Genomic DNA, 21,366 nt, shown 5'->3' with positions numbered 1-21,366 from the left:
TTGTTTCTTCTTCTACCACCTCATCATTCAGCTCAGGTTCTTCAATGAGACCTTTCATTGCTTCAATGATGGATTGTGGGGTTGGGAATCTATCATTAAGATCCAGTGCTTTTAAATCTCTGTTTAAGGCGTCTAGATTAGCAGGTTGCTTTTCTGCGCAGGCAGAAATTTCATGCGTTCTTTTATAGTAAATTCTCAGATTGAATTCAGAAGTAACAGAAGATACACTGTTAGGACTATTTTTAAACAGGGTCTGCAACAGTACAATCCTGTTCTGTTTTTGTTTGTAAATTGTGGGAAGTGCTTTTATTTTTTCAAGAAATTCAATTGCTCTTTCAGCATTGAACTCAAAGTTTTCAGCGCTGTAAAACTTTGTAGTATGCCTTAAAGGAGTTGTAAAATCCGTATATCCTTCCTGCGTTGCATATAAAACCATCAGTAAAGCTCCAAACGGCGGCCACCCCTGTGGTTGAAGTTCTTTAAGAATTTCTATCACATAAGGCCTGTAAGCAATGGCCCCAATTCCTGAAATGGAGAGGAGGTTGTTTTCATGATACCCGGAATCTCCGGGAACATCTTCATCAGTTTTCCATTCCCAGAAATAGTTTTCATAAGACTGGAGGTATACCTTTAATTCCATTCTCTTGATTTTTCAGTAAGACGGAATGAACTTGCGGATAAAACCCGGAAATCTGTTTTCTTTATGGCAAGATACCTTCCGTTCTCATCCCATAGCAACCATCCGTCTGATTCTTTATTATATTTCTGCTGTAAAAAGGTACTCAGATTTTTAAACTCAAAATCAAAACCGGAAGGTAACAGATGTCCATCCTTTGTCCAGTATGTTTTTCCCGGCAGGCTTAATAATGGAGTTCCTAAAAATAGCGCATTGTCTCCCACCATTGTCCATTCTAATTTTTCCAGTCTGAACTTTGGTAATGTTACAATATTCTCCTTGATATCTTCAATTTTGCTTATCAGGGCAATTACAGAGTGTTCTTCATCACTTTCCTTTAATCTGATCTGAACTTTTTCACTGATTCCGAAATAATTCTGATTGGAAGCAGGAAAAGTAAGGCGTAAAGCTTTATCAATCGGCATCCAAAGCAATGCTGCTCTCATTTTTTTACTGGGAACCAATGCCTCTTTTTTAAATAACAATCCATCCCTCAATTCATACAGTAAAAAATTGGGCAACTGATGAAGCTCCGAAGCCAATACCTGTTCTTCCGTAAAGCCTTTGAGCCATATGGTTTCATTATCCGTTGAGATCTGAACATTCTTCCAGTCCCTGATAGAGCCCAGATAATCTTCATCGGTCCGGGGAAGTTCTGCCCAGAATTCTTTTATATTGTCTGTAGGATTTTCTGCCATAAGCTTTCAATTTCCTGTTGGATATATTGCTTTTGTTCAGGGTTTCTGATCCAGTCGCAGCGTGTCTGCAGGTATCTTAGTTTATCTTTGATTACGTTTTGTTCCTCAAAGCTTAACGGTCCCTGATTCCATTTATCCACAAGGATTTTTACATCCTTCATCACTTCTTCCGGATTGGGCGTTTTGTTCTGCATCGCCTGTGGATGAGAGTCCGGATGATTGTCTTTCTCAATAGTCCGGTTGATGATCCCTTCCAGAATTTCAATCTGTTCTTCTGTATCCCAGATATGTTTTAATACCCAAAGATCTGAAAGAACAGCTTCATTTCTTCCACAAATCAGAGCACTTGCAGCGATGAGGTTCTGAAGTTTTACTGCTCTACGGTCCGAAATAGCAATCCCAGTATTTCTCAGACTCATAATAGTATTCAGATACACCTCATAAATTGGCCTTAAATCTATTGTTCTGCACAGGTTCTGTAATTCTCTGATCTCATGGGCATGAATTTCCGGAACATCTGTTTTTTCTTCGTTTTCCAGCTTTCTTCCAGCTAAAAGTACTTGTTGCAAGAGCTCAGGTTTCACATAATCTACATTGATCCTTACCAGAAAACGGTCGAATAAGGCATTCAGTGCTTCATCTTCAGGAAGAACGTTACTTGCTCCCACAAACATTAATGCAGGTAAGTGTTTTGTTTCTTTTCCTCTTTTGAAGATCTTTTCGTTAAGCGCCATCAGAAGGGAATTCAAAATAGCAGAATTGGCATTGAAGATCTCATCCAGGAAAACCATGGAAGCTTCAGGCATCATCCCTTCAGTATTGGTCAAAAGTTCACCTTCTTTTAATTTTCTGATATCAAAAGGCCCGAATATTTCGTTCGGTTCTGTAAAACGGGTTAAAAGATATTCAAAATTTTTCCCGTCTTTTACCGTTTTGGCCAACGTTCTTACAATAGCTGACTTTGCGGTTCCCGGCGGACCGTATAGAAAGGCGTTCTCCCTTGCTAAAAGACAGATCCCCAACAGGTCTACGACATCATTTTTACCAACAAAGGTATCTTTTACGTAGTTCAGAACAGTATTCAGTGTATTGATATGCTGCGTCATTGATTTTCTTCAGTTATTATTTTTAATTCTCTCCAGAATGCTTCTTTATGCATTCCAAATTCTGCCATAAGCAGTTTATTGATGAACGGAATTTCCGCCAGTTTATAGTCTTTTTTTTCTACAATTCTTTCCAGATATAATTTCCTGTAGGTTTTGTCTTTCAGTTCTTCTTCCCAGTTTACCTGTTTCAGATCAAGATCATATCCGATTCCTGAATAATGAAATTCTGTGAGAATATCTTCAAGCATTTTAATGAGTGGATCTTCAGGATCTGCTGAGTTTAGGGCCATGATAACTTCCGGTAGAAATCTTAAGGATAAATCTGCAGACAAAATAGAGGAAATATCTCTTATCCCTTTAAATTCCGGAATGAAATTTTCAAGATTGTTTGCTGTATCTTCCCTTATCAGGTACAGTTGAGCACTATGATACAATATTTTTGCTGCCCAAACAGCTGTTGTGGTATTACATATTAGCTGATCGGACAGAAATTCAAGTCTTTCTTTTTCAAATTCTGCTTCAAAATATACTTCTGCTTCCTGCTCTTCTTTTGGGGAAATAGCATGGATATTAGAAAAAAGAGTGATGCATTCGTTCTTCCTCAGCAAAAAGATTGTATCTAAAAATGGTGATTTGGTTTCCATCATCTAACAAAAATAGAATTATTTCGTTGAGAATAAAATTTTTAGAAAGAGGGATTGATGTTAAATTATATTAGTGATAAAAAAATAGGGTTTTTATGAGTGTAGAGGGTCAATTTTACTTTTAAAAGATTGTTGAAAAGTAAATTTTATAGGTTGGAAAACGCAAAGGCACAAGTTTTTTCTTTCTAAGCGTTATTAAGGCGCAAAGATTTTATCTGCGATACAATGGAGTACTGATAAAAGCCACGGATACACTAATGATTTTATTCTTGTATCCGTGGCTAATAAAAGAGATTGCTTCGTCGCTGACGCTCCTCGCAATGACTGATCAGGCTATTATTTCAATGATATTATTTTCCGGATCAAGGACGACGCTTTCGTAATAGCCGTCGCCTGTTGTTCTGGGTTCTCCGGCAATGGTATAGCCATCTTTTCTTAAAGTTTTTGTTAGTTCGTTTACCTTTTCTTTACTTCCTGCGGAAAATGCAAAATGAATGATCCCAAACTGTTGAGACTCGTATGAATTTCCGCTTTCTTTAAGATCTGGTCTGGTCATGATTTCAAGGCGGCATCCATTATCAAAACTGAGAAAATAGGATTCAAAATTCTTAACCGGGTTTACATATTTTTCATTGGAAACAGCTCCAAAGTATTTCTGATAAAATGTTCTGGTTTTTTCCAGATCTTTTACCCAAACGGCGATATGCTCTATTTTCATTTTTTAATTTTTAATATGATTAATCCTGCAAAAGTAGACTGCTTAATCATGATATATCTGCTCTCTGTTATTCTATCTTTGTTCTGTGTTTGCCTGTTTTTCTTTAAAGAAACATTTTTTGCCAATAAAAAATAAAGATTCCAAAACTCGTACTAGAAAACAATAAACAAAACATTTATATACAATTATTTACCTATTACTTTCTTAAAAATTACCTTCTTCATTTCACATCTCACAATGATGAGGTCAATATAAAAGTTATTATCTTTGCGCCATTCAAAATAACATTATGAGTATTCACATCAGTGCAAAAAAAGGAGAAATTGCTAAAGTAGTATTGCAGCCGGGGGATCCGCTTCGTGCACAGTATATTGCTGAAAATTATTTAGAAAATGCAAAACTGGTAAGCAAAACCAGAGGTATCTTTTATTATACAGGTCTTTACAAAGGTAAGGAAATTACTGTAGGAGCCAGTGGAATGGGATTCCCAAGTATCGGGATCTATTCTTTTGAACTGTTTACAGAATATGAAGTAGATACGATCATCAGAATCGGAACATGTGGAGCTTACAATACAGACCTTAAGCTTTTTGATATTTTAAATATTGAAAATGCTGCCAGCGAAAGTACGTATGCTAAATATGCATGGGGAATTGAAGAGGATATCCTTTCTCACCAGGGAAACATCTTCAATACCATTAATGAAACGTCTAAAGAGCTATCTATAGATGCTAAAGCGATCAACATCCACAGTAGTGATATTTTCTACAGAAAAGATCCTAACACTCCTGAAATTGCTACAAGATACAACTGTCCTGCAGTAGAAATGGAAGCTTTCGGATTGTTTGCCAATGCCCAGCACTTAGGTAAAAATGCAGCTACGATCTTAACGGTAACTGACATCATCCCTACTCATGAAAAGATCTCTGCTGATGAGAGAGAAACTGCTTTGAAACCAATGATGGAATTGGCTTTGGAGTCTGCAATCAAGAGTTTATAAGAAAAGGGAAAAAGCAAATTTGCTTAATATCTTTCCGCATAATTAAAAAGAGCTTTACTGGATCAGTAGAGCTCTTTTTTATAGTCTGAAAAAGTTTTTAGCGGTTTCTGTAGTTTCATCTGCTACTTCAGAAATGCTGATCCTCTTCAAATGGGCAATAGTCTGTGCTACGTAAGGCAGGAAGGAAGGTTCATTTCTTCTGTTCTGCATTCTCGGCATATTTTTCGGCAGCATGAAGGGTGCATCTGTTTCAATCATCATTCTGTCCAGCGGAACATACCGGATGACTTCTTCTAAATGTTTAAATCTTTTTTCATCACTGATGGCTCCGGTGAAACCTAAATAAAAGCCTTTATCCAGATATGTTTTTGCTTCATCCAATGTTCCGGTAAAGCAATGTACAACGGCTTCAGGAAGGTTGGAAAGATATTCATCTGTAATTTCATTAAATCTTTTAAAAGCAGATCTCTCATGGAGAAAAAGAGGTTTATTCACTTCTATTGCCAGTTCCAATTGGGCTTTATAGCATTTTTCCTGAACGGGCCTTGGGGAAAAATCGCGATCAAAATCTAATCCGCACTCTCCTACTGAAATCACGTGATCCTGTTTCAACAGTTTTCTAAGTTCATTGATGCTTTCATGAGTAAAAGATTTTGCGTCATGGGGATGAATGCCAGCTGTTGAAAATAAAACATCAGGATAATCTTCGGCTATGTCAGCAGATTCTTTGCTTCCGCGGACGCTCGTTCCTGTAAGAATCATATAATCTACGCCATTATCCAGAGCACGGTTAATAACTTCTTCGTGTTCATTGTAGAACTGTTTATTGGTCAGATTAATACCAATATCAATGTATGTGTTCATTTGTTTTTTAATTTTTGTGTTATTGTTTTTAGGTTGGAAGATGGAAGTTACTCTTATTCATACCATTACTTATTGCCAGTAAAAAGTTCTTAAAAAATGTAATAGTTATTTTTTTATGACCTCCATAACTCCCAGCTTACAGCCTTTATAATTGGTTATTTATTTTGGTGATCCTAATTTGTTTTGGTTTACATTTTTTTGCCAAAATTATTTACATTGAACGCAATCTTTTTGCGTAGCAAAGAAATATTAATTAATTGACTGAAAAATGGTCACTAGAAGTCATAAGACAAAGAGTAACTTCCGGCCTCCTTCATACAGCCTCCATTTACTATTCATTAATAAATTTTTCCAGAAAACCTATCAACTTCTTCCCTCCATGGCTCCAGCGGATGCCATGTCCTTCTTTTTCTCTGACCTCAAAAACGAGTTCGTGTTTATAATGAAAGAAAACATTCCACCAGGTTCTGTTTTCGAGAATATACTGAATTTTCTGCATCACTTTTTCCTGTTTCTGCTGGTTATTTCCTTTTACTTCGCCCCAGAAATCATCATCATTCATTCTTCCCGTATGTTTTTCCCAGGCACGTTGGGCAATGGTGATTTCTTCGTTAAACGGTTCTTTACAGGCTTCTATCAACACGGAATCCTGTGGTGGAACGGCATTTTCATCACGAATACTGGCAGAGGTCAATCGTTGTCCTAAAACAATCAACCAGTTTTCAAATGGTACGGATTCCAAATGTTTTGCTTTAACCTCATCCGCATCATTATTATTGAAAATACTGATAAATTGATTAAAAACCTCTTCCCTGCTGATCTTAATTTCTTCATTAAAATAAGGAAGATTCCATTCCAGGGTCTTATCCTGGTATTTCTGAATATTCTCTGACAGCTTTTTTAAATGTTCTTCTTTTAAAATGGCTTCATATTTTTCCTGCCAGGACTCTGAAATCCATGGAATATAATGTTCAAACTTATTCATCATAACATTGTATCAGATTAACAGATAAGTTTTCTTCTTTGATTAAATAGTCAATCAGATTAAACCATACTTTACAATGATCCAGAATCCAGGCATCTGAAGAAATAATAATCCCAGAGCTTTCCGCAAGAAATTTGTCCGGACTGAACTGTAATTGAACGTCCCAGTTCAGTTGGTTTTCAATAGCAAAATCCAAAATAAGCTGTTTAATTCTTCCACTGTTGGAAACCGGTTGATCAAAGATCCAGATTAATTTATGAATCTCAGCTTTCTGAAAAAAAGCAGCTACAAGTTCTATTGCTCTTTGAGTCTGGTTTACTCTTTTATAAGTTCCGTGAACACCGGAAAGATCCCGGAAACAATCATCTACTCCTTTAAAAACAAATGCTTCTGACAACAGGCTTTCTAATAAAATCAACACATTAAAACCATCAAGATAAACGGTTTCACCTTTCAGATCCGAGATATGCTGCTCTTTCTGTTTTCTGTTCTGAATTTGTCTATCCGATGCTGAAGCTCCGCGTAATGCCTGCACCTGTCGTGTTTTCAATCTATATCTGTTCCCAACAAGGTCAGACGCTGCTTTTTCTGCATATCCTCTTGTGAGTAAATACTGCATGTCCTGAACAGCCAGTTTTAGCCTGCTGATCTGTTTTTCTGATCCAAACAGTATGTCATCGCCTGTATTTTTTCCACGGTTTCTGTTATTCATACTCAAAAATAGATTTTTTAAACATACAGTACCTGCAGATTGTACAGATTACGTAAATTTTTACGCCATCTTCTGAAAAGTTTGGGAAATCTGTGGGGAATAAGGAATAATGATTTGCTTTATACACAGCAAAACCAAAAACGACTAAGCCTTAAGCCTATTAAAAATATCAGATTATTCAAATCAACAGGTATTGGTTATATTTTTTACAACAAAAGAGATATTTTATACAACAGTTATGAGATGTATTAGAAATAAGTTTGCAAAGACTTAAAAATACCCTTATGAATACACTGAAAAAACTATGTTATCTGTCTGCAGCGATATTTTTATCTGCTTCTTTCGTTTCATGTTCCAGCGATGACAATGAAATTGTAATTGAACAGCAGACTCCCTCACAGGTTCTGGCTTCTACTCCATGGGAAACTACAGGAGCTAAAGATAAAAATGGTGCAAATGTAGCGTTAACAGATGCCAGCGTAGCTGGATATGTAGGATTTGCTTACTTCAAAGCAGACGGAAATTTTGCTATTTACAGCTTGACTGATGTATTGAGATCAAGAGGAACATGGTCTGTAGATGCACAGGGAAAAACGAGAACGATTACCGCTTTAAACCCGGATGGGACAACCATTTTCAAACGTGATGTTGAAATTCTTGTTTTGAACAGAAATGAATTTACGTACAGAATCCGTCCTAATGCTGCTGACCAGTCTATTTATTACGACATTATCCATACAAGAACGGCTCATGCGGAACCTAAAAACGGACAGCTTACCCTAGCTTCCACTCCATGGAAAACGACAGGTGCTAAAGATAACACCGGAGCAACTGTTGCTTTGGACAATGCCAGTGTAGCAGGATATGTAGGTTATTCTTATTTCAAAGCTAACGGAACTTTTAAAATTTTCGGGTTAAATGATGTATTAAGGTCTCAGGGAACATGGTCTATTTCTCCTGACGGGAAAACAAGAACTCTTGTTGCTTTAGATGCCAGTGGTAATGTGATTTTCACCCGTACTGTAGAAATCCTTGTCCTGAACGAAACTACATTTACCTACAGAATTACTCCTGATGCAACCCAGCCAGCTGTATTTTACGACATCATTCATACTAAGGATTCTCACAAGGAACCTCAGTAATGATTATTTTTTAATAATAAGGAAAACCTGCTCATATGAGCAGGTTTTATTTTATGGTTTCATCCTGAAAATTACAGAAAGAGAGAATCTTCATTTACTTAATGCAGTGCTTTTATTTATATTGGGAGAGTTTTTTTACCAACATTCTTCCCACCATTTTTTCCAGGTTACATTTCCTAATTGATTCAAATCTACTTTTTCACCTATAACAGGTAAAGTAATGGATTGATTATTTTCTTCTGCATTTTTAGCAGCCAATTCTACAGGTTCAAACCATGCGTGTTGGGCAAGCTTAAATTTTGAATGATGCACAGGGATAAAGTTTTTTGCTTTTAATTCCTGCACTTCTCTTATAAGCTGATCTGGCAATGTATGAATGTAAGGCCATTTTTCATTGTATTGTCCACATTCCATTACAGCAAGGTCAAATGGTCCGTATTTTTCTCCAATTTCTGTAAAATGGTTTCCATAGCCGCTATCGCCACCTAAAAACAGATTCTTGGTAGGTGTTTTCAGGACAAAGGATGTCCAGAGGGAAATATTACGGTTTAGCAGCCTTCCGGAGAAGTGTCTTGCCGGAGTCAGGGTAATTCTGAAACCTTCTGCAATATCAATACTTTCCCACCAGTTTTTTTCAATAATTTTGCCTTGTTCCCAGCCCCAATATTCAAAATGCTGACCTGTTCCCAATCCGCAAATTACTTTTCCTACTTTACTTCTCAGCTCTTGTACAGTTTTATAATCCAGATGGTCCCAATGATCGTGAGAAATCAACAGAAAGTCTATATCCGGCATATGTTCCGGTTTATAATAATCTGCTCCTGCAAATGCTTTTATCGATCCCGGCATTGGAGAAGCATTTCCACTGAAAACAGGGTCTATCAGAAATTTTTTACCATCAACCTGTATAAAATATGAGCTATGTCCAAACCATACCAAGACGTTCTCATCAGCAGGCAGTTTTTTCAAATCTGTGACAACAAATGGAAGGGCAGATTTTGGGGAAGTGTTTTCCACTTTACACAAGCTATTAAAAAGGGCTTTGGTCATACTTTCTCCTTCCAATAAAGCTGGAGTAACGAGTATATTCTGAAATCTGCCATTGGTATAGTTGGGAAGTGTGCTGAAGTATTCCTTTCTTTTTTCATCAGGGAACTGCCCGAGCTGTTTTACTAAATTCATTTCCTTATTTTTTTACATTCTCAGCCTTTCTTCTTCAAGATCCAGCCTTGTTAAATAATGTCTTATATATTCTTCATCGATATTAGGGTTGCGTCTATTTTCTTCCCTGAGCCATATGCGTTGCTGTTCCAGGGTTTCAAAATAAATTTCTTTGGCTTCATCAGACAGTTTATGTACGGAATTTTCTTTATCTTCCTGCTCCCAGCGGTCCATCAGCTTGTTGAAATATTCATTTTCGCTTCTTCTTTCTTTATAATTTTCGTTAAGATATTTTAAAGCTACCCTTCGCATTTCTTTCCTTAAAAAGTGCTCTGATTCTTCTTCAGACAGGTATCCTCTACCTGCATCAGATAAATTAAGCTTTTTAATCAATACTGGTAATGTAAGCCCTTGAATAATAAGAGTTGCCAGGATCACTACAAAGGTAATAAAGAGAATAAGATCACGGTGGGGAAAAGGCTGCCCGTTATCCATTACTACAGGAATTGATAAGGCTGCGGCTAATGAAACTACTCCACGCATCCCTGTCCAGCTCATAAGTATTGGGGCTTTCATTCCCGGGTCTCTATCGGCAACATTAATGAAGTTTCGCATAATCAGGGTAACAAAAACAGCTCCAAAAGAGGATAAAAAACGTACGACAATCAGAACTGCTGTAATGAGTAATCCATACATAACTGCATCTGAAAGGCTTATTCCTTCTTTATCTAATCCTACCATAATCTCCGGCAGATCTAATCCGATCAATAGAAACACAATTCCATTAATCAAAAAAACAAAGCTTTCCCATACATTGGAGCCTTTAAGCCTTGATTCTGAAGTTCTGAAAATTTCATGTCTTCTGACGGAAAGAAATAAACCTCCGCTCACTACTGCCAAAACACCTGAGGCATGAACTTCTTCAGCTGCAATGTACATCACATACGGAGCCACTAAGCTGAGAATAGCATCCATATTAACATCGGTAGGAAATATTTTTTCTATTTTAAGAAAGATAAAAGCGAGTACAATACCTATTCCCAGTCCTCCGAATACCATCCATCCAAAACTTACTACTGCATCCTGCCAGATAAACTGTCCGGTTGCTACAGCTAGCATTGCGAATCTGAAAATAATCAGAGAAGAAGCATCATTGAATAAACTTTCACCTTCTAAAACGGTAGATAGATTTTTGGGAACTTTTACAAATTTTAAAATGGCTCCTGCACTCACCGCATCCGGCGGAGAAACAATTCCTCCCAGTACAAAGCCTAATGCTAATGAAAAACCTGGAATATAGGAATTGGCAACAAAGGCTACCGATATGGCTGTAAGAAATACTACAATAAAAGCAAAACTGGTAATGATTCGTCTCAGCTTCCAGATTTCTTTCCAAGAAACGGCAAAAGCAGCTTCGTATAATAATGGTGGTAAAAAAATGATAAATATAAGTTCCGGATCAATTTTTATTGAGGGCAGACCAGGGATAAAGCTAATGAGCAAACCTGCAATCACCAATATAATGGGATAGGCAACTTTTAATCGATTGGCCAGCATAATAGAACCAATAATCACCAGAACCAACCCCAGATAATAAATAAAATCTTCCACCATTTGTTTCTCTGTTAATTTTTAAACCAATTTATATATTTTTTGAGAAATAATGATCGTTTTTTATCTGGTTTTCAAACTCAACCGACAAATATCTATATTTTCACTTATCAGTAAAGTCTGGTGATATTTAATATTTTAATGCTCACTAAATATCATTATAGTAATCAGAATGGGGAGACTACTAACCTATAGTAAGATTTCTAATTCAACAGCACTTTCTACAACATGCATCTGTTCAAGATATGGATAAAATGATAATAAAAAAGCCGCAGTGTTATCCGCAGCCCTGTACAAAATTGAAATAAGATATGTTCTTTAAAACTATGAGATTATGTGTGTTTTTTCTGTTGTTGTATTATAAATTTCTGAGGTAACATTATCTACAAATCTCCATTCTGCAAAGGATTCTCCTGCTGTAAATTTCACATGCAGATAACCCCTTTTATAAAGATTGGCATACTCCAGATCATCAATTAATAATGAAAATGCCTGAGCCAATGCAATGGCCTGACCAGGATCTGATGTGATCCCAAGATACCCTTCAAGACCTGGTGAGGAAACGGAACTGCATGCCAACTCTGTTCCAATAACTTTCCCCTGTGCATTGGTAAGTGTTCCTAACCAGGCATTATGGGTATCACCTGCCAATACTACTACTTTTTTACCTGCAAGGATAGAATATAACTGCTCTCTTTCCATAAAATATCCGTCCCACGCATCCAGATTATAAGGTAATGTTGTGGTAATTCTTGCTATTTCCTGCGGGGTAAGGGTCGGATCCTGAGCTTTATATCTGGCTTTTAGGACCATCAGTTGAGCTATTGTACTTTGAAGTGCCTGCATGGTAGCTGGCTGTGCACTTCCAAGCTTCTTTATTTCTGTTAAAATCTGGTTGAGCAACATTAATAATTCTGCCGGAACCATCATTTTGGTCATCAGGATTTGTTGTCCTAATACTTTCCATTTCGCAGTATCAGCATTGATCTGAGAATCTAACCAAGACATTTGTTCACTTCCAATCAGTTTTCTGCCAGGATCCAGAAAAGCTGTTTTAAACTTCACCTGATCGAAGTTTCCGGCAGTATCCAAATAATCTGAATATTCTAATTGCTTATCTCTGGCAATCACTCTTGTATCCATCATATAAAGGGAAACAATATTTCCGAAATTAAAACTCCTGTAAATTTTTAGATCTTTACCTGTTTTAAGTGGAATATATTCGCTGTATGCCTGGAATGCGGCCTTTTTTCTTAATTCAAAATCACCTTCATCCGGCTGATGATTCTCTGCCCCTGATTTATAGGTATCATTTGCAAATTCGTGATCGTCCCATACACAGATAAAAGGTTTTTTCTGATGGGCTAACTGAAGGTTTTTATCACCTCTATATTGTCGGTATCTTTCTCTGTAATCATTCAGATTCAGGATTTCTTTTGCAGGCTTATGGACCCGGCCAAGTTGATTGGTGTATGGATTGGTTCCGTATTGTCCAGGAGCATATTCATAAATGTAATCACCAAGGTGGACCACTACGTCGGCTTCAGACTGAGCAACAGCTCCATATACATTGAAAAGTCCTGCAGGGAAATTGGAACATGACACCACAGCCATTTTCACATCGTTAACAGAATCTGTTTTGGATGGTAATGTAATGGTTTCTCCTGTTACACTGATTTCCTTTGTTGCAAGGTTATAAAATCTGTAATAATACTTGGTATTGGATGGGATGTCCTGTACATCTATTGCTACTGTAAAGTCATTCATAGCAGAAGCGCTGCCTTTTCCTCTTCTTAAAACACTGGAAAAATTACTGTTTCTACTTATTTCCCATATGATTTCTGCCTCTATCTCTCCGGAATATCTTGTCCATAGAATAACTCCTGTTGCTGTAGGATCAAAACTGGCAACTCCGGTATCAAAGCCTGAGTTTTTAAGATCATTGGGAGCAGTTTCTCCCTCAATAAAGCTATCATCGCTGCAGCTTATAATCAAAGGAGCAATAAAAAGTCCTCCGGCTGCCAGCATTGAATTCTTAAGGAATCTTCTTCTGTTAAATAAATTGTTATTTTCCATCATTACTTTTTTTTTGCAAAGCAACGGTATCCGTGGAAGAAGGCTGTTAACTGTGTTTTAATTATTTTTTATGCTTTTTTAAACAAACGTTTAATGCAATACATAAGAAACCTAAGTACAAAATATATCTTCTAAGAAATAAAAAAACCGCTTACATTCTGTAAGCGGTTGATTTTCTGTGGTCCCACCTGGGCTCGAACCAGGGACCACCTGATTATGAGTCAGGTGCTCTAACCAACTGAGCTATAGGACCTCAAAACTTGGTTAAATTTTGTGTTTGCAAAAATAGTAAAATTTCTTTCACTACAAAATTTTTTATTGCTTTTCTTGGCAAAGTTCTACCAGTACACCATTTGTAGATTTAGGATGCAGGAATACAACTAATTTGTTATCAGCACCTTCTTTCGGTTCTTCAGAGATAAATTGAAATCCTTCTTTTTTTAATCTTTTTACTTCCTCCAGGATATTTTCAACTCCAAAAGCTAAATGATGGATCCCTTCACCCTTTTTTTCGATGAATTTTGAAATAGGACTTTCGGGATTACTTGCTTCCAGAAGTTCAATTTTACTTTCTCCGGTTTGATAGAAAGAAGTAACTACTCCTTCCCTTTCTACAGTTTCCTGTTTATAGGATTCTTTTCCTAATAATTTAGCAAAAAGTTCGTCAGAAACACCTAAAGACTTTACGGCAATACCGATATGTTCTAGCTTCATAAATACTAATAAATATAATTAATTCGTAAATTTGATACGATCGCTGAATTTCAAAGTATCAATTCAAACAAAAGTACTAAATTTGCATAAATTATGGAAAGTAACAGACAAAGAAAAGTAGCACAGATCATTCAGGAGGACTTCGCAGAACTTTTCCGCAAGCAGGCTGCTGAAAGCAAACAAAGTATATTGGTATCCGTTTCAGATGTAAAAGTAACGGCAGATTTAGGTATTGCCAAGATTTATTTAAGTATCTTCCCTCAGGAATACCGTACAGCGGTAATGAAGGAAATTGAAGAAAACAAACCTCAATACAGAAATTTCATCGGCCAGAAAATGGCAAAACAGGTTCGTATCATTCCGCAGCTTAACTTTTACTTAGATACTGCTCTTGATGACGTAGAAAGATTAGAAAGAGAATTAAGAGGCGAAGGCGATAATCCTGTTTTATAGATCTTGAAGAATATTGCATTTTACATAGCATCCAGATACCTTTTGGCAAAAAAAGGCAGTACCGCTGTAACCTTTATTACATGGCTCGCAGTAGGTGCCATGACGGTTGCTGTGGCTGCAATGTTCGTTATTATCTCAGTTTTCTCAGGACTTGAGGATCTGAACAAAGATTTAATTTCTAACCTTCATGCTGACCTTACCTTAAAAAGCACATCGGGTAAAACCATTAAAAACCTTGATCAGGTTAACAAGGTTTTAAACAATAATAAAGAAATCAGCAGCTATTCCCGTGTTATTGAAGAAAAAGTATATATCAGCTTTAATGGAAAAGGTGATATTGCTTATTTAAGGGGTGTTGATTCTGCATATATTAAAGTAAATCCCATCAATAAAGAAATATTTTATGGAACTTATCCGAGTTTCAAATATTCCAATGAAGTATTGATGGAAAACAGTCTTGATAACAGATTATCCATTCCTGTGGATTCTTCCAATCATTATGCAACCGTGTTCATGCCAAAACCAGGAACCGGGATCATCAGCAAGGAAGAAGATATTTATAATAAAAGAGATATTCTGGTAACGGGTGTTTTTCCTGGAAAAGATCAATTGGACAATTATATAGTCTCTCCTATTGAACTTACAGAAGAATTATTAAGCCTACCTAAAAATTCAGCTTACCAGATTGTTATTAAATTAAGAAATCCTGAAAATGCTGATGCCGTAAAACAAAGTCTACTCTCTTCTCTGGGGAAAAGCATTGAAATAAAAACAAAAGAGGAAGAAAATGCCGCTTTCTGGAAGATGATTAATACTGAAAAAATGTTCATCTACCTGATCTTTGCGCTGGTTATTTTTATTACGACCTTTAATCTTGCAGGAGCCATCATTATCTTACAACTAGATAAAAAAGAACAGGCAAAATCCCTTATTTCATTAGGCTTTCCTTTAAGCCATCTGAGAATGACGTATTTCTATACCGGAATTCTCATTGTTGTCTCAGGGGTGATTACAGGCTTAATCTTTGGAACAGCTCTATGTTATTTCCAACTCTACACAGAATTCTTCAGAGCCAATGAAGTATTACCATTCCCTGTAAAAATAGTAGGTAAAAACTACCTTATTGTTGCCCTTACCGCATCTATATTTGGAATTGCTATCTCATGGTTCTTCTCAAAGATCAGCAAAGAGTATATTACTAAAAATTAATACACTACGTTTACATATTTAATATCAAAAAATCTTTCAGATTTCATTTTTTTGTACCTTTACGCCCCAATTTTAAAAAAATGAAACGAATTTTATCTTTTTTTTTATTTAGCATTGCATTTCTTAATGCATTTGCACAAGCACCTGCTGGTTATTATAATGCAGCAAATGGTTTAACAGGAGCCTCCCTTAAAACAGCCCTTAAAGGAATCATTACCAATGGGCACCTGGATAAAGGGTACTCAGGTTTGTGGACTGCTTATTATACAACTGACCGTGATAATACTTCTACCTATGAAAACGACGGAACAATATTAGATATCTACTCAGAAAATCCTATCGGACCAGATTTATACAACTTCAATGTAGGCACCAATCAATGTGGAACCTATTCTAATGAAGGTGACTGCTATAACAGAGAACATATTGTACCTCAAAGTTTATTTAGTAGTGCTTCACCAATGGTTGCAGATATTCATTTTATCCGTGCTACAGATGGTAAGGTAAACGGAATGCGATCTAACTATCCTTTTGGTAAAGTTGGCGCTGCTACTTTTCTTTCTAAAAATGGTTCCAAACTAGGAAATTCTGTGTCTCCCGGATACGGAGGAACAGTATTTGAACCGATTGATGCTTTCAAAGGAGACGTTGCCAGAATGATCTTTTATTTTGTAACAAGATATGAAGATAAGCTTTCAACATTCACTACCGGTAATATGCTTGGAGGCTCTGCTTTTCCCGGACTACAACCATGGGAACTTCAGCAGCTTTTACAATGGAATGCTATGGATCCTGTATCTGCTGCAGAGATTGCGAGAAATAATGCTTCATACACTTACCAAGGAAATAGAAACCCATTTATTGATAATCCAACTTATGCTGACTTAATCTGGGGTGCGCCAGTTGTAGATAACCAAGCTCCTACAGCTCCTACAAATCTTACCACCAATACTCCAACTTCAAATTCTATTTCATTAAGTTGGACTGCATCAACGGATAATATTGGAGTAACATCTTATGAAATTTATGTTGGTTCAGCATTGAAAACATCTGTCTCTGGAACATCAACAACAGCTACAGTAACAGGACTATCTCCACTTACTTCATATACATTTTATGTAATAGCTAAAGATGCATTTGGAAATGCATCACCACAAAGTAATATTGCTTCGGGAACTACTCTTGATGGACCTGTAGGAGGCGGAAGCTGCGGAACCGAAGACTTTAACAATGTTCCTGGTACGGACAATGGCTACTTCGAAAGAGTTTGGACTAATAATGGTATTACCTGGACTGCAACTAATACAAAAGTAGATGAGCCAATCAATACTACAAGAGCAATCACCTTAAGAACCGGAGAACTTACAAGTTCTTCCATTGCTGGTGGTATCAAAAGTTTAACGCTAACCACTCAACGAAAATTCTCAGGGTCAAATGGCAGCTTAAATGTTATCATTAATGGTAATAATGTAGGAACTATTCCATATACTACTACAGCAACCACTACAACATTGGATAATCTTAACATCAGCGGAGATATAATCATCAAAATTACAAGTACAACCTCCAACAGACCTACACTTGATGATTTAAGTTGGACATGCTACAGCGGATCATTAGCAACTTCTGAAATCAAAAAAGATAAATCAGAATTCACCATCTACCCTAACCCGGTAAAAAACAACGAACTGTTTGTAAAAGGGGAAAATCTTAGCAAAATTTCAAAAGCCGAGATCTATGACCTTTCAGGGAAAGTAATCGAAACACTTGCTAATCCTTTTAAAAATTCAAATAAAATCAATCTTAAAGGTTTAGTGAAAGGAAGTTACATATTAAAAACAGATAATTTCTCTACTAAATTCATCGTAGAATAATTATTACAAAATATTTCAAACCAAAGGCCGGATTTATCCGGTCTTTTTTTATAATTTTGATGTATGGATTCCAATAAAAAATTAGGATTAATAGGACGAAATATTTCCTATTCCTTTTCTAAAAAATTCTTCGAAAATAAGTTTCAAAAGCTTATGCTTAAAGATTTCTCCTATGATATTTTTGATCTCAATGAAATCAGTGAAGTAGAAAACCTTTTTTCCTCACCGGAATTGCTAGGCTTTAATGTTACTATTCCTTATAAAGAACAAATCATCAGCTATCTTGATAATTTAAGTGATGAAGCTGAAAAAATTGGTGCAGTGAATTGTGTTTTAATTCAGGATGGTAAAAAAACAGGATATAATACGGATGCTTTCGGTTTTGAAAAAACCCTTCTTCTTCATAAAAAACCGTCACAGAACAAAGCATTGATCTTAGGCAATGGAGGTGCTGCAAAAGCCGTAAAATATGTTTTAGACAAACATAATATTCCATCGCAAACCATTTCAAGAAGTACCGAAATCAATTTTGAAAATCTGGATAAGAACACGGTACAAGAACATCAAATCATTATTCAATGTACACCGGTTGGCACATTCCCCAATGTAGAAGACTGCCTGACTTTTCCTTTTGATGCCCTTTCTCCGGAACATTTAGTTATTGATTTAATTTATAATCCTAATTACACACAGTTTATCATCAATGCTTCCGAAAAAGGAGCAAAAACAGTAAATGGTTATTATATGCTTGAGCAGCAAGCAGAAAAAGCTTGGGAAATTTGGAATTTTCAAAAAAAATAACATAAATTAGTACTTTAATTGGCCTTACAGCTATATTTAAAGGATATTAACGCCACTCACATAAAAGATTTGCTATGACTACAGAAAACAATCTTTCTGAAAACGAAGAAAAGAAAAATCCTAACGAAGTATCTCAGGAGACATCGGAAAACACAGTTTCTCATGATGCCCTTCCCCATGAAGATGATGCTGAACACCTGGAAGAACATGAAGATGTTGAGATTTCTCTGGCTGATGCTCTGAAAGAAATGGAAAAACTCATCAATGCACCTGATGCCGGTGAGAATTCTAAAAAATTCAATCAGCTGAAAGAAAAAGCAAGTCATCACATCCATGATGAAGTGGAAGACAAAAAGCATGAGTATGTAGAAGCAGGAAATGCTCCTGAAACATTCAGCTATGAACATCCTTCACAGGCTAAGTTCTCTGCTTTAGTTAATATTTTCAAAGAAAAACATGATGAATTCCAGAAAGGACAGGAAGAAGAACAGAAAAAAAACCTGGAACACCGTCAAAATATTATTGAAAGATTAAAAAATTTATACACCAATTCGGAACCGGGAACCAATCTTTTCAAATCTATCCGTGAGATCAAAGAAGAATGGTCAAAGGCCGGGCAGGTTGCCAAATCTGAATTCAAAATCCTTAATAATAATTATTTCCACCATCTGAACCAGTTTTATCAAATGCTGGATCTGAATAAGGAATTTTTAGAGCAGGAATACAGCCACAACCTGGAAAAGAGACAACACATTATTGCCCGTGCTCAGGAATTGGAAAACGAACCTGTTATCCAAAAAGCTTTAAACGAACTTCAGTATCTTCATAAACTTTGGAAAGAAGAAGCTGAACCTGTAGCAGAGGAATTCCGTGAAAAGACATGGGAAGAATTCAAAGAAATTTCCAATAAAATTCACGAAAGAAAATCTGAGCTTTCAGCATCTATCGAAAAAGAGCAAGCCGCTAACCTTGAAAAGAAAAATCAGATTATTGCTGAAATCAAAAAACTTTCAGAACCTTCTGAGTCGCCCAACCATAATTACTGGCAAAATGCCATCAAAAGGGTTGAAGACCTGCGTTCCGACTTCTTAAAAACAGGAAGTGTTCCAAGAAAACTATCCAATCAGAACTGGAACGATTTCAAAACGACCCTTAGAGGATTTAATACTACAAAAAACAACTATTATAAATCTTTAAAAGGTTCTCAGCAGGCTAATCTGGAGGAAAAACTAAAACTGATCCAGACCGCTCAGGATAATCAGAATAATGAAGAATGGGATATTGCTGTTCCATTATTCAAAAAACTTCAGGAAGACTGGAAAAAAATCGGACACGTTCCAAAGAGCATGACCAATAAAATCTGGGATGAGTTTCGTGATGCTTGTAATGCGTTTTTCAACAACTATAGAGAAAAAAGCAATACTTCAACCGACAACTGGAAAGAAAATTACAAAAACAAGAAAGCTCTTCTTGATGAATTGAAATTAGTTTCCAATGAAGAAGGAAGTATCGAAAGAATTGAAGCGATTAAAACAGCCTGGAATAATATCGGAAAAGTTCCAAGAGATAAAATTGCCATTAACTCTGAATTCAACAAGACGTTAAGAGAGAAATTGAAGATCAACAAAATCAACGAGCTTGAATTGAAAGAAGAAGGATTATCAGAAAACCAACTTACAGATAAAGCAAGAAAGATCAAAAATCAGATTTCCGATCTTGAAGCTGAAATTGTTAAGCTTGAAAACAACCTTTCATTCTTCAATAAACCATCAAGAGAAAATCCTTTATTAAGGGAAACTTACAATACTATTGATGAAAAGAAAGCTCATCTGGAAACTTTAAAGCAAAATCTCCACAACATTATTGCAGGAGAATAAATCTTAACACAATAAATAAGGGCGGAGCAAAGCAATTTGTCTTCGCTTTTTCTTTTTATACATTATGAATAACGACGAATTCTATATTAAAAGATGTATTGAGCTAGCCCAGAAAGCCTTGGGTAAAACCTACCCTAACCCTCTCGTAGGAAGTGTAATTGTTCACAACGGAGAAATCATTGGGGAAGGATACCATCATAAAGCAGGAGAAAACCATGCTGAAATCAATGCTATCAACTCAGTAAAAGACAAAAACCTGATTCCTGAATCAACAATTTATGTCTCCCTGGAGCCATGTGCTCATTATGGCAAGACTCCCCCATGTGCTTTAAAGATTAAAGAACTCGGGTTTAAAAAGGTAGTTATTGGCGCCATGGATTCTCATGATAAAGTTAACGGGAAAGGAAAAAAAATCATTCAGGACGCAGGAATAGAAGCCGTTTCAGGAGTTTTAGAAAAAGAATGCATTGAATTGAACAAAAGATTTTTCACTTACCACGAAAAGAAAAGGCCTTATATCATCTTAAAATGGGCAGAATCAGGCGACGGATTTTTAGATAAGGACTTTAAACCGACTGCTGTTTCTAATGCTTTAGTTAATCAATTTGTTCATCAATTAAGAGCAGACGAGCATGCTATTTTAATGGGAACACAAACTGCTTTAAATGACAATCCAAGCTTAACAGTTAGAAATATAGAAGGAACAAACCCAATCAGGATTTTAATTGATTTTGATCTAAAAGTTCCTAATGACTTTAAAATTTACAGCAACGAAGCTAGAACAATCATTTTAAACACCATTAAAGAAGGAACAGAAAACAATATTCAATTCATTAAGGTCAAAAAAGAGAATTTCCTGCCTGATTTGATGGGAGCTTTATACAAGGAGCAAGTTCAGTCTATCATCATTGAAGGAGGACGTTTTACTTTGCAACAATTCATTGATGCCGGCCTTTGGGACGAAGCCATTGTTATTAATAATAAAAATCTGAAACTGGAAAATGGAACAAAAGCTCCGGAATTCAATCAGATTCCTTACCAAACA

19 protein-coding genes, 1 tRNA gene and 1 pseudogene are annotated in these 21,366 nt (G+C 36.2%); 8 read left to right on the top strand and 13 right to left on the bottom strand.

What is annotated here, in order from left to right; all coding sequences use genetic code 11:
• From BBH99_RS16990 to BBH99_RS16970, 5 genes and pseudogenes are all read right to left on the bottom strand, one after another.
• A pseudogene (locus BBH99_RS16990) lies at positions 1-640 on the bottom strand (hypothetical protein); the annotation flags it as partial.
• Positions 631-1,374, bottom strand: coding sequence for a hypothetical protein (locus BBH99_RS16985; protein ID WP_066698420.1), 744 nt, complete (start codon positions 1,372-1,374; stop codon positions 631-633). The pseudogene BBH99_RS16990 and the gene BBH99_RS16985, both read right to left, overlap by 10 nt.
• Positions 1,347-2,480, bottom strand: coding sequence for an AAA family ATPase (locus tag BBH99_RS16980; protein ID WP_066698417.1), 1,134 nt, complete (start codon positions 2,478-2,480; stop codon positions 1,347-1,349). The genes BBH99_RS16985 and BBH99_RS16980 overlap by 28 nt, the downstream gene beginning before the upstream one ends.
• Positions 2,477-3,127, bottom strand: coding sequence for a hypothetical protein (locus BBH99_RS16975; RefSeq protein ID WP_228390829.1), 651 nt, complete (start codon positions 3,125-3,127; stop codon positions 2,477-2,479). Before BBH99_RS16975 ends, BBH99_RS16980 begins: the two co-directional genes overlap by 4 nt.
• Before the next feature lie 325 nt (positions 3,128-3,452).
• A complete protein-coding gene (locus BBH99_RS16970) occupies positions 3,453-3,842 on the bottom strand; it encodes a VOC family protein (protein ID WP_066698414.1) in 390 nt (129 codons plus the stop codon).
• A gap of 289 nt (positions 3,843-4,131) precedes the next feature.
• On the opposite strand from BBH99_RS16970, the gene deoD reads away from it, so the two are divergent.
• Entirely contained in the window at positions 4,132-4,842 is a 711-nt protein-coding gene (gene deoD, locus BBH99_RS16965; RefSeq protein WP_066698411.1) for a purine-nucleoside phosphorylase, read from the top strand.
• Between the two features lie 78 nt (positions 4,843-4,920).
• Here deoD and BBH99_RS16960 read toward each other — a convergent pair whose 3' ends face one another.
• The 3 genes from BBH99_RS16960 to BBH99_RS16950 form a co-directional block, all read right to left on the bottom strand.
• On the bottom strand, positions 4,921-5,706 hold the full coding sequence (locus BBH99_RS16960; RefSeq protein WP_066698408.1) for a TatD family hydrolase: 786 nt from the start codon (positions 5,704-5,706) through the stop codon (positions 4,921-4,923).
• A 331-nt stretch (positions 5,707-6,037) separates the two neighbouring features.
• Positions 6,038-6,694, bottom strand: coding sequence for a hypothetical protein (locus tag BBH99_RS16955; protein WP_228390828.1), 657 nt, complete (start codon positions 6,692-6,694; stop codon positions 6,038-6,040).
• Complete coding sequence (locus BBH99_RS16950) at positions 6,684-7,403, bottom strand: DUF434 domain-containing protein (RefSeq protein WP_066698405.1); 720 nt, start codon at positions 7,401-7,403, stop codon at positions 6,684-6,686. The genes BBH99_RS16955 and BBH99_RS16950 overlap by 11 nt, the downstream gene beginning before the upstream one ends.
• A gap of 284 nt (positions 7,404-7,687) precedes the next feature.
• On the opposite strand from BBH99_RS16950, the gene BBH99_RS16945 reads away from it, so the two are divergent.
• Complete coding sequence (locus BBH99_RS16945; protein WP_066698403.1) at positions 7,688-8,545, top strand: DUF4822 domain-containing protein; 858 nt, start codon at positions 7,688-7,690, stop codon at positions 8,543-8,545.
• A 135-nt stretch (positions 8,546-8,680) separates the two neighbouring features.
• On the opposite strand, the gene BBH99_RS16940 is transcribed toward BBH99_RS16945, so the two are convergent.
• The 5 genes from BBH99_RS16940 to mce form a co-directional block, all read right to left on the bottom strand.
• A complete protein-coding gene (locus BBH99_RS16940) occupies positions 8,681-9,727 on the bottom strand; it encodes an MBL fold metallo-hydrolase (RefSeq protein ID WP_066698401.1) in 1,047 nt (348 codons plus the stop codon).
• A 12-nt stretch (positions 9,728-9,739) separates the two neighbouring features.
• Positions 9,740-11,320: a Na+/H+ antiporter gene (locus tag BBH99_RS16935; RefSeq protein WP_066698399.1), complete on the bottom strand. Its 1,581-nt coding sequence runs from the start codon at positions 11,318-11,320 to the stop codon at positions 9,740-9,742.
• A gap of 321 nt (positions 11,321-11,641) precedes the next feature.
• Entirely contained in the window at positions 11,642-13,396 is a 1,755-nt protein-coding gene (locus BBH99_RS16930; protein WP_083188862.1) for an alkaline phosphatase D family protein, read from the bottom strand.
• A 176-nt stretch (positions 13,397-13,572) separates the two neighbouring features.
• Positions 13,573-13,646, bottom strand: a tRNA-Ile gene (locus BBH99_RS16925).
• Positions 13,647-13,708: 62 nt separating this feature from the next.
• Positions 13,709-14,107, bottom strand: a complete 399-nt coding sequence (gene mce, locus BBH99_RS16920; RefSeq protein WP_066698394.1) for a methylmalonyl-CoA epimerase — start codon at positions 14,105-14,107, stop codon at positions 13,709-13,711.
• Positions 14,108-14,200: 93 nt separating this feature from the next.
• On the opposite strand from mce, the gene rbfA reads away from it, so the two are divergent.
• The 6 genes from rbfA to ribD all read left to right on the top strand — a co-directional run.
• On the top strand, positions 14,201-14,560 hold the full coding sequence (rbfA, locus tag BBH99_RS16915; protein ID WP_066698391.1) for a 30S ribosome-binding factor RbfA: 360 nt from the start codon (positions 14,201-14,203) through the stop codon (positions 14,558-14,560).
• 3 nt (positions 14,561-14,563) lie between these two features.
• On the top strand, positions 14,564-15,769 hold the full coding sequence (locus BBH99_RS16910) for an ABC transporter permease (protein ID WP_066698388.1): 1,206 nt from the start codon (positions 14,564-14,566) through the stop codon (positions 15,767-15,769).
• Positions 15,770-15,849: 80 nt separating this feature from the next.
• Positions 15,850-17,643, top strand: coding sequence for an endonuclease (locus BBH99_RS16905; protein WP_066698384.1), 1,794 nt, complete (start codon positions 15,850-15,852; stop codon positions 17,641-17,643).
• A gap of 63 nt (positions 17,644-17,706) precedes the next feature.
• Positions 17,707-18,444, top strand: a complete 738-nt coding sequence (locus BBH99_RS16900; protein WP_066698382.1) for a shikimate dehydrogenase family protein — start codon at positions 17,707-17,709, stop codon at positions 18,442-18,444.
• Between the two features lie 74 nt (positions 18,445-18,518).
• Positions 18,519-20,321 (top strand): DUF349 domain-containing protein, encoded by a 1,803-nt coding sequence (locus BBH99_RS16895; RefSeq protein ID WP_066698380.1) that lies wholly within the window; start codon positions 18,519-18,521, stop codon positions 20,319-20,321.
• Between the two features lie 64 nt (positions 20,322-20,385).
• The coding region (gene ribD / locus BBH99_RS16890; RefSeq protein ID WP_066698378.1) for a bifunctional diaminohydroxyphosphoribosylaminopyrimidine deaminase/5-amino-6-(5-phosphoribosylamino)uracil reductase RibD at positions 20,386-21,366 on the top strand (981 nt) is incomplete at its 3' end.

The organism is Chryseobacterium contaminans (assembly GCF_001684955.1).
Taxonomy (GTDB): Bacteria; Bacteroidota; Bacteroidia; order Flavobacteriales; family Weeksellaceae; genus Chryseobacterium; species Chryseobacterium contaminans.
Note: the sequence above shows the minus strand (reverse complement) of the source record. Positions and strands in the feature narration are given on the sequence as shown.

What these genes read in the sequence shown, in the direction of transcription:
- BBH99_RS16985 (WP_066698420.1), bottom strand. Translation starts at nt 1,374, where the DNA reads ATGGCAGAAAATCCTACAGACAATATAAAAGAATTCTGGGCAGAACTT.
- BBH99_RS16980 (WP_066698417.1), bottom strand. Translation starts at nt 2,480, where the DNA reads ATGACGCAGCATATCAATACACTGAATACTGTTCTGAACTACGTAAAA.
- BBH99_RS16975 (WP_228390829.1), bottom strand. Translation starts at nt 3,127, where the DNA reads ATGATGGAAACCAAATCACCATTTTTAGATACAATCTTTTTGCTGAGG.
- BBH99_RS16970 (WP_066698414.1), bottom strand. Translation starts at nt 3,842, where the DNA reads ATGAAAATAGAGCATATCGCCGTTTGGGTAAAAGATCTGGAAAAAACC.
- deoD (WP_066698411.1), top strand. Translation starts at nt 4,132, where the DNA reads ATGAGTATTCACATCAGTGCAAAAAAAGGAGAAATTGCTAAAGTAGTA.
- BBH99_RS16960 (WP_066698408.1), bottom strand. Translation starts at nt 5,706, where the DNA reads ATGAACACATACATTGATATTGGTATTAATCTGACCAATAAACAGTTC.
- BBH99_RS16955 (WP_228390828.1), bottom strand. Translation starts at nt 6,694, where the DNA reads ATGATGAATAAGTTTGAACATTATATTCCATGGATTTCAGAGTCCTGG.
- BBH99_RS16950 (WP_066698405.1), bottom strand. Translation starts at nt 7,403, where the DNA reads ATGAATAACAGAAACCGTGGAAAAAATACAGGCGATGACATACTGTTT.
- BBH99_RS16945 (WP_066698403.1), top strand. Translation starts at nt 7,688, where the DNA reads ATGAATACACTGAAAAAACTATGTTATCTGTCTGCAGCGATATTTTTA.
- BBH99_RS16940 (WP_066698401.1), bottom strand. Translation starts at nt 9,727, where the DNA reads ATGAATTTAGTAAAACAGCTCGGGCAGTTCCCTGATGAAAAAAGAAAG.
- BBH99_RS16935 (WP_066698399.1), bottom strand. Translation starts at nt 11,320, where the DNA reads ATGGTGGAAGATTTTATTTATTATCTGGGGTTGGTTCTGGTGATTATT.
- BBH99_RS16930 (WP_083188862.1), bottom strand. Translation starts at nt 13,396, where the DNA reads ATGATGGAAAATAACAATTTATTTAACAGAAGAAGATTCCTTAAGAAT.
- mce (WP_066698394.1), bottom strand. Translation starts at nt 14,107, where the DNA reads ATGAAGCTAGAACATATCGGTATTGCCGTAAAGTCTTTAGGTGTTTCT.
- rbfA (WP_066698391.1), top strand. Translation starts at nt 14,201, where the DNA reads ATGGAAAGTAACAGACAAAGAAAAGTAGCACAGATCATTCAGGAGGAC.
- BBH99_RS16905 (WP_066698384.1), top strand. Translation starts at nt 15,850, where the DNA reads ATGAAACGAATTTTATCTTTTTTTTTATTTAGCATTGCATTTCTTAAT.
- BBH99_RS16900 (WP_066698382.1), top strand. Translation starts at nt 17,707, where the DNA reads ATGGATTCCAATAAAAAATTAGGATTAATAGGACGAAATATTTCCTAT.
- BBH99_RS16895 (WP_066698380.1), top strand. Translation starts at nt 18,519, where the DNA reads ATGACTACAGAAAACAATCTTTCTGAAAACGAAGAAAAGAAAAATCCT.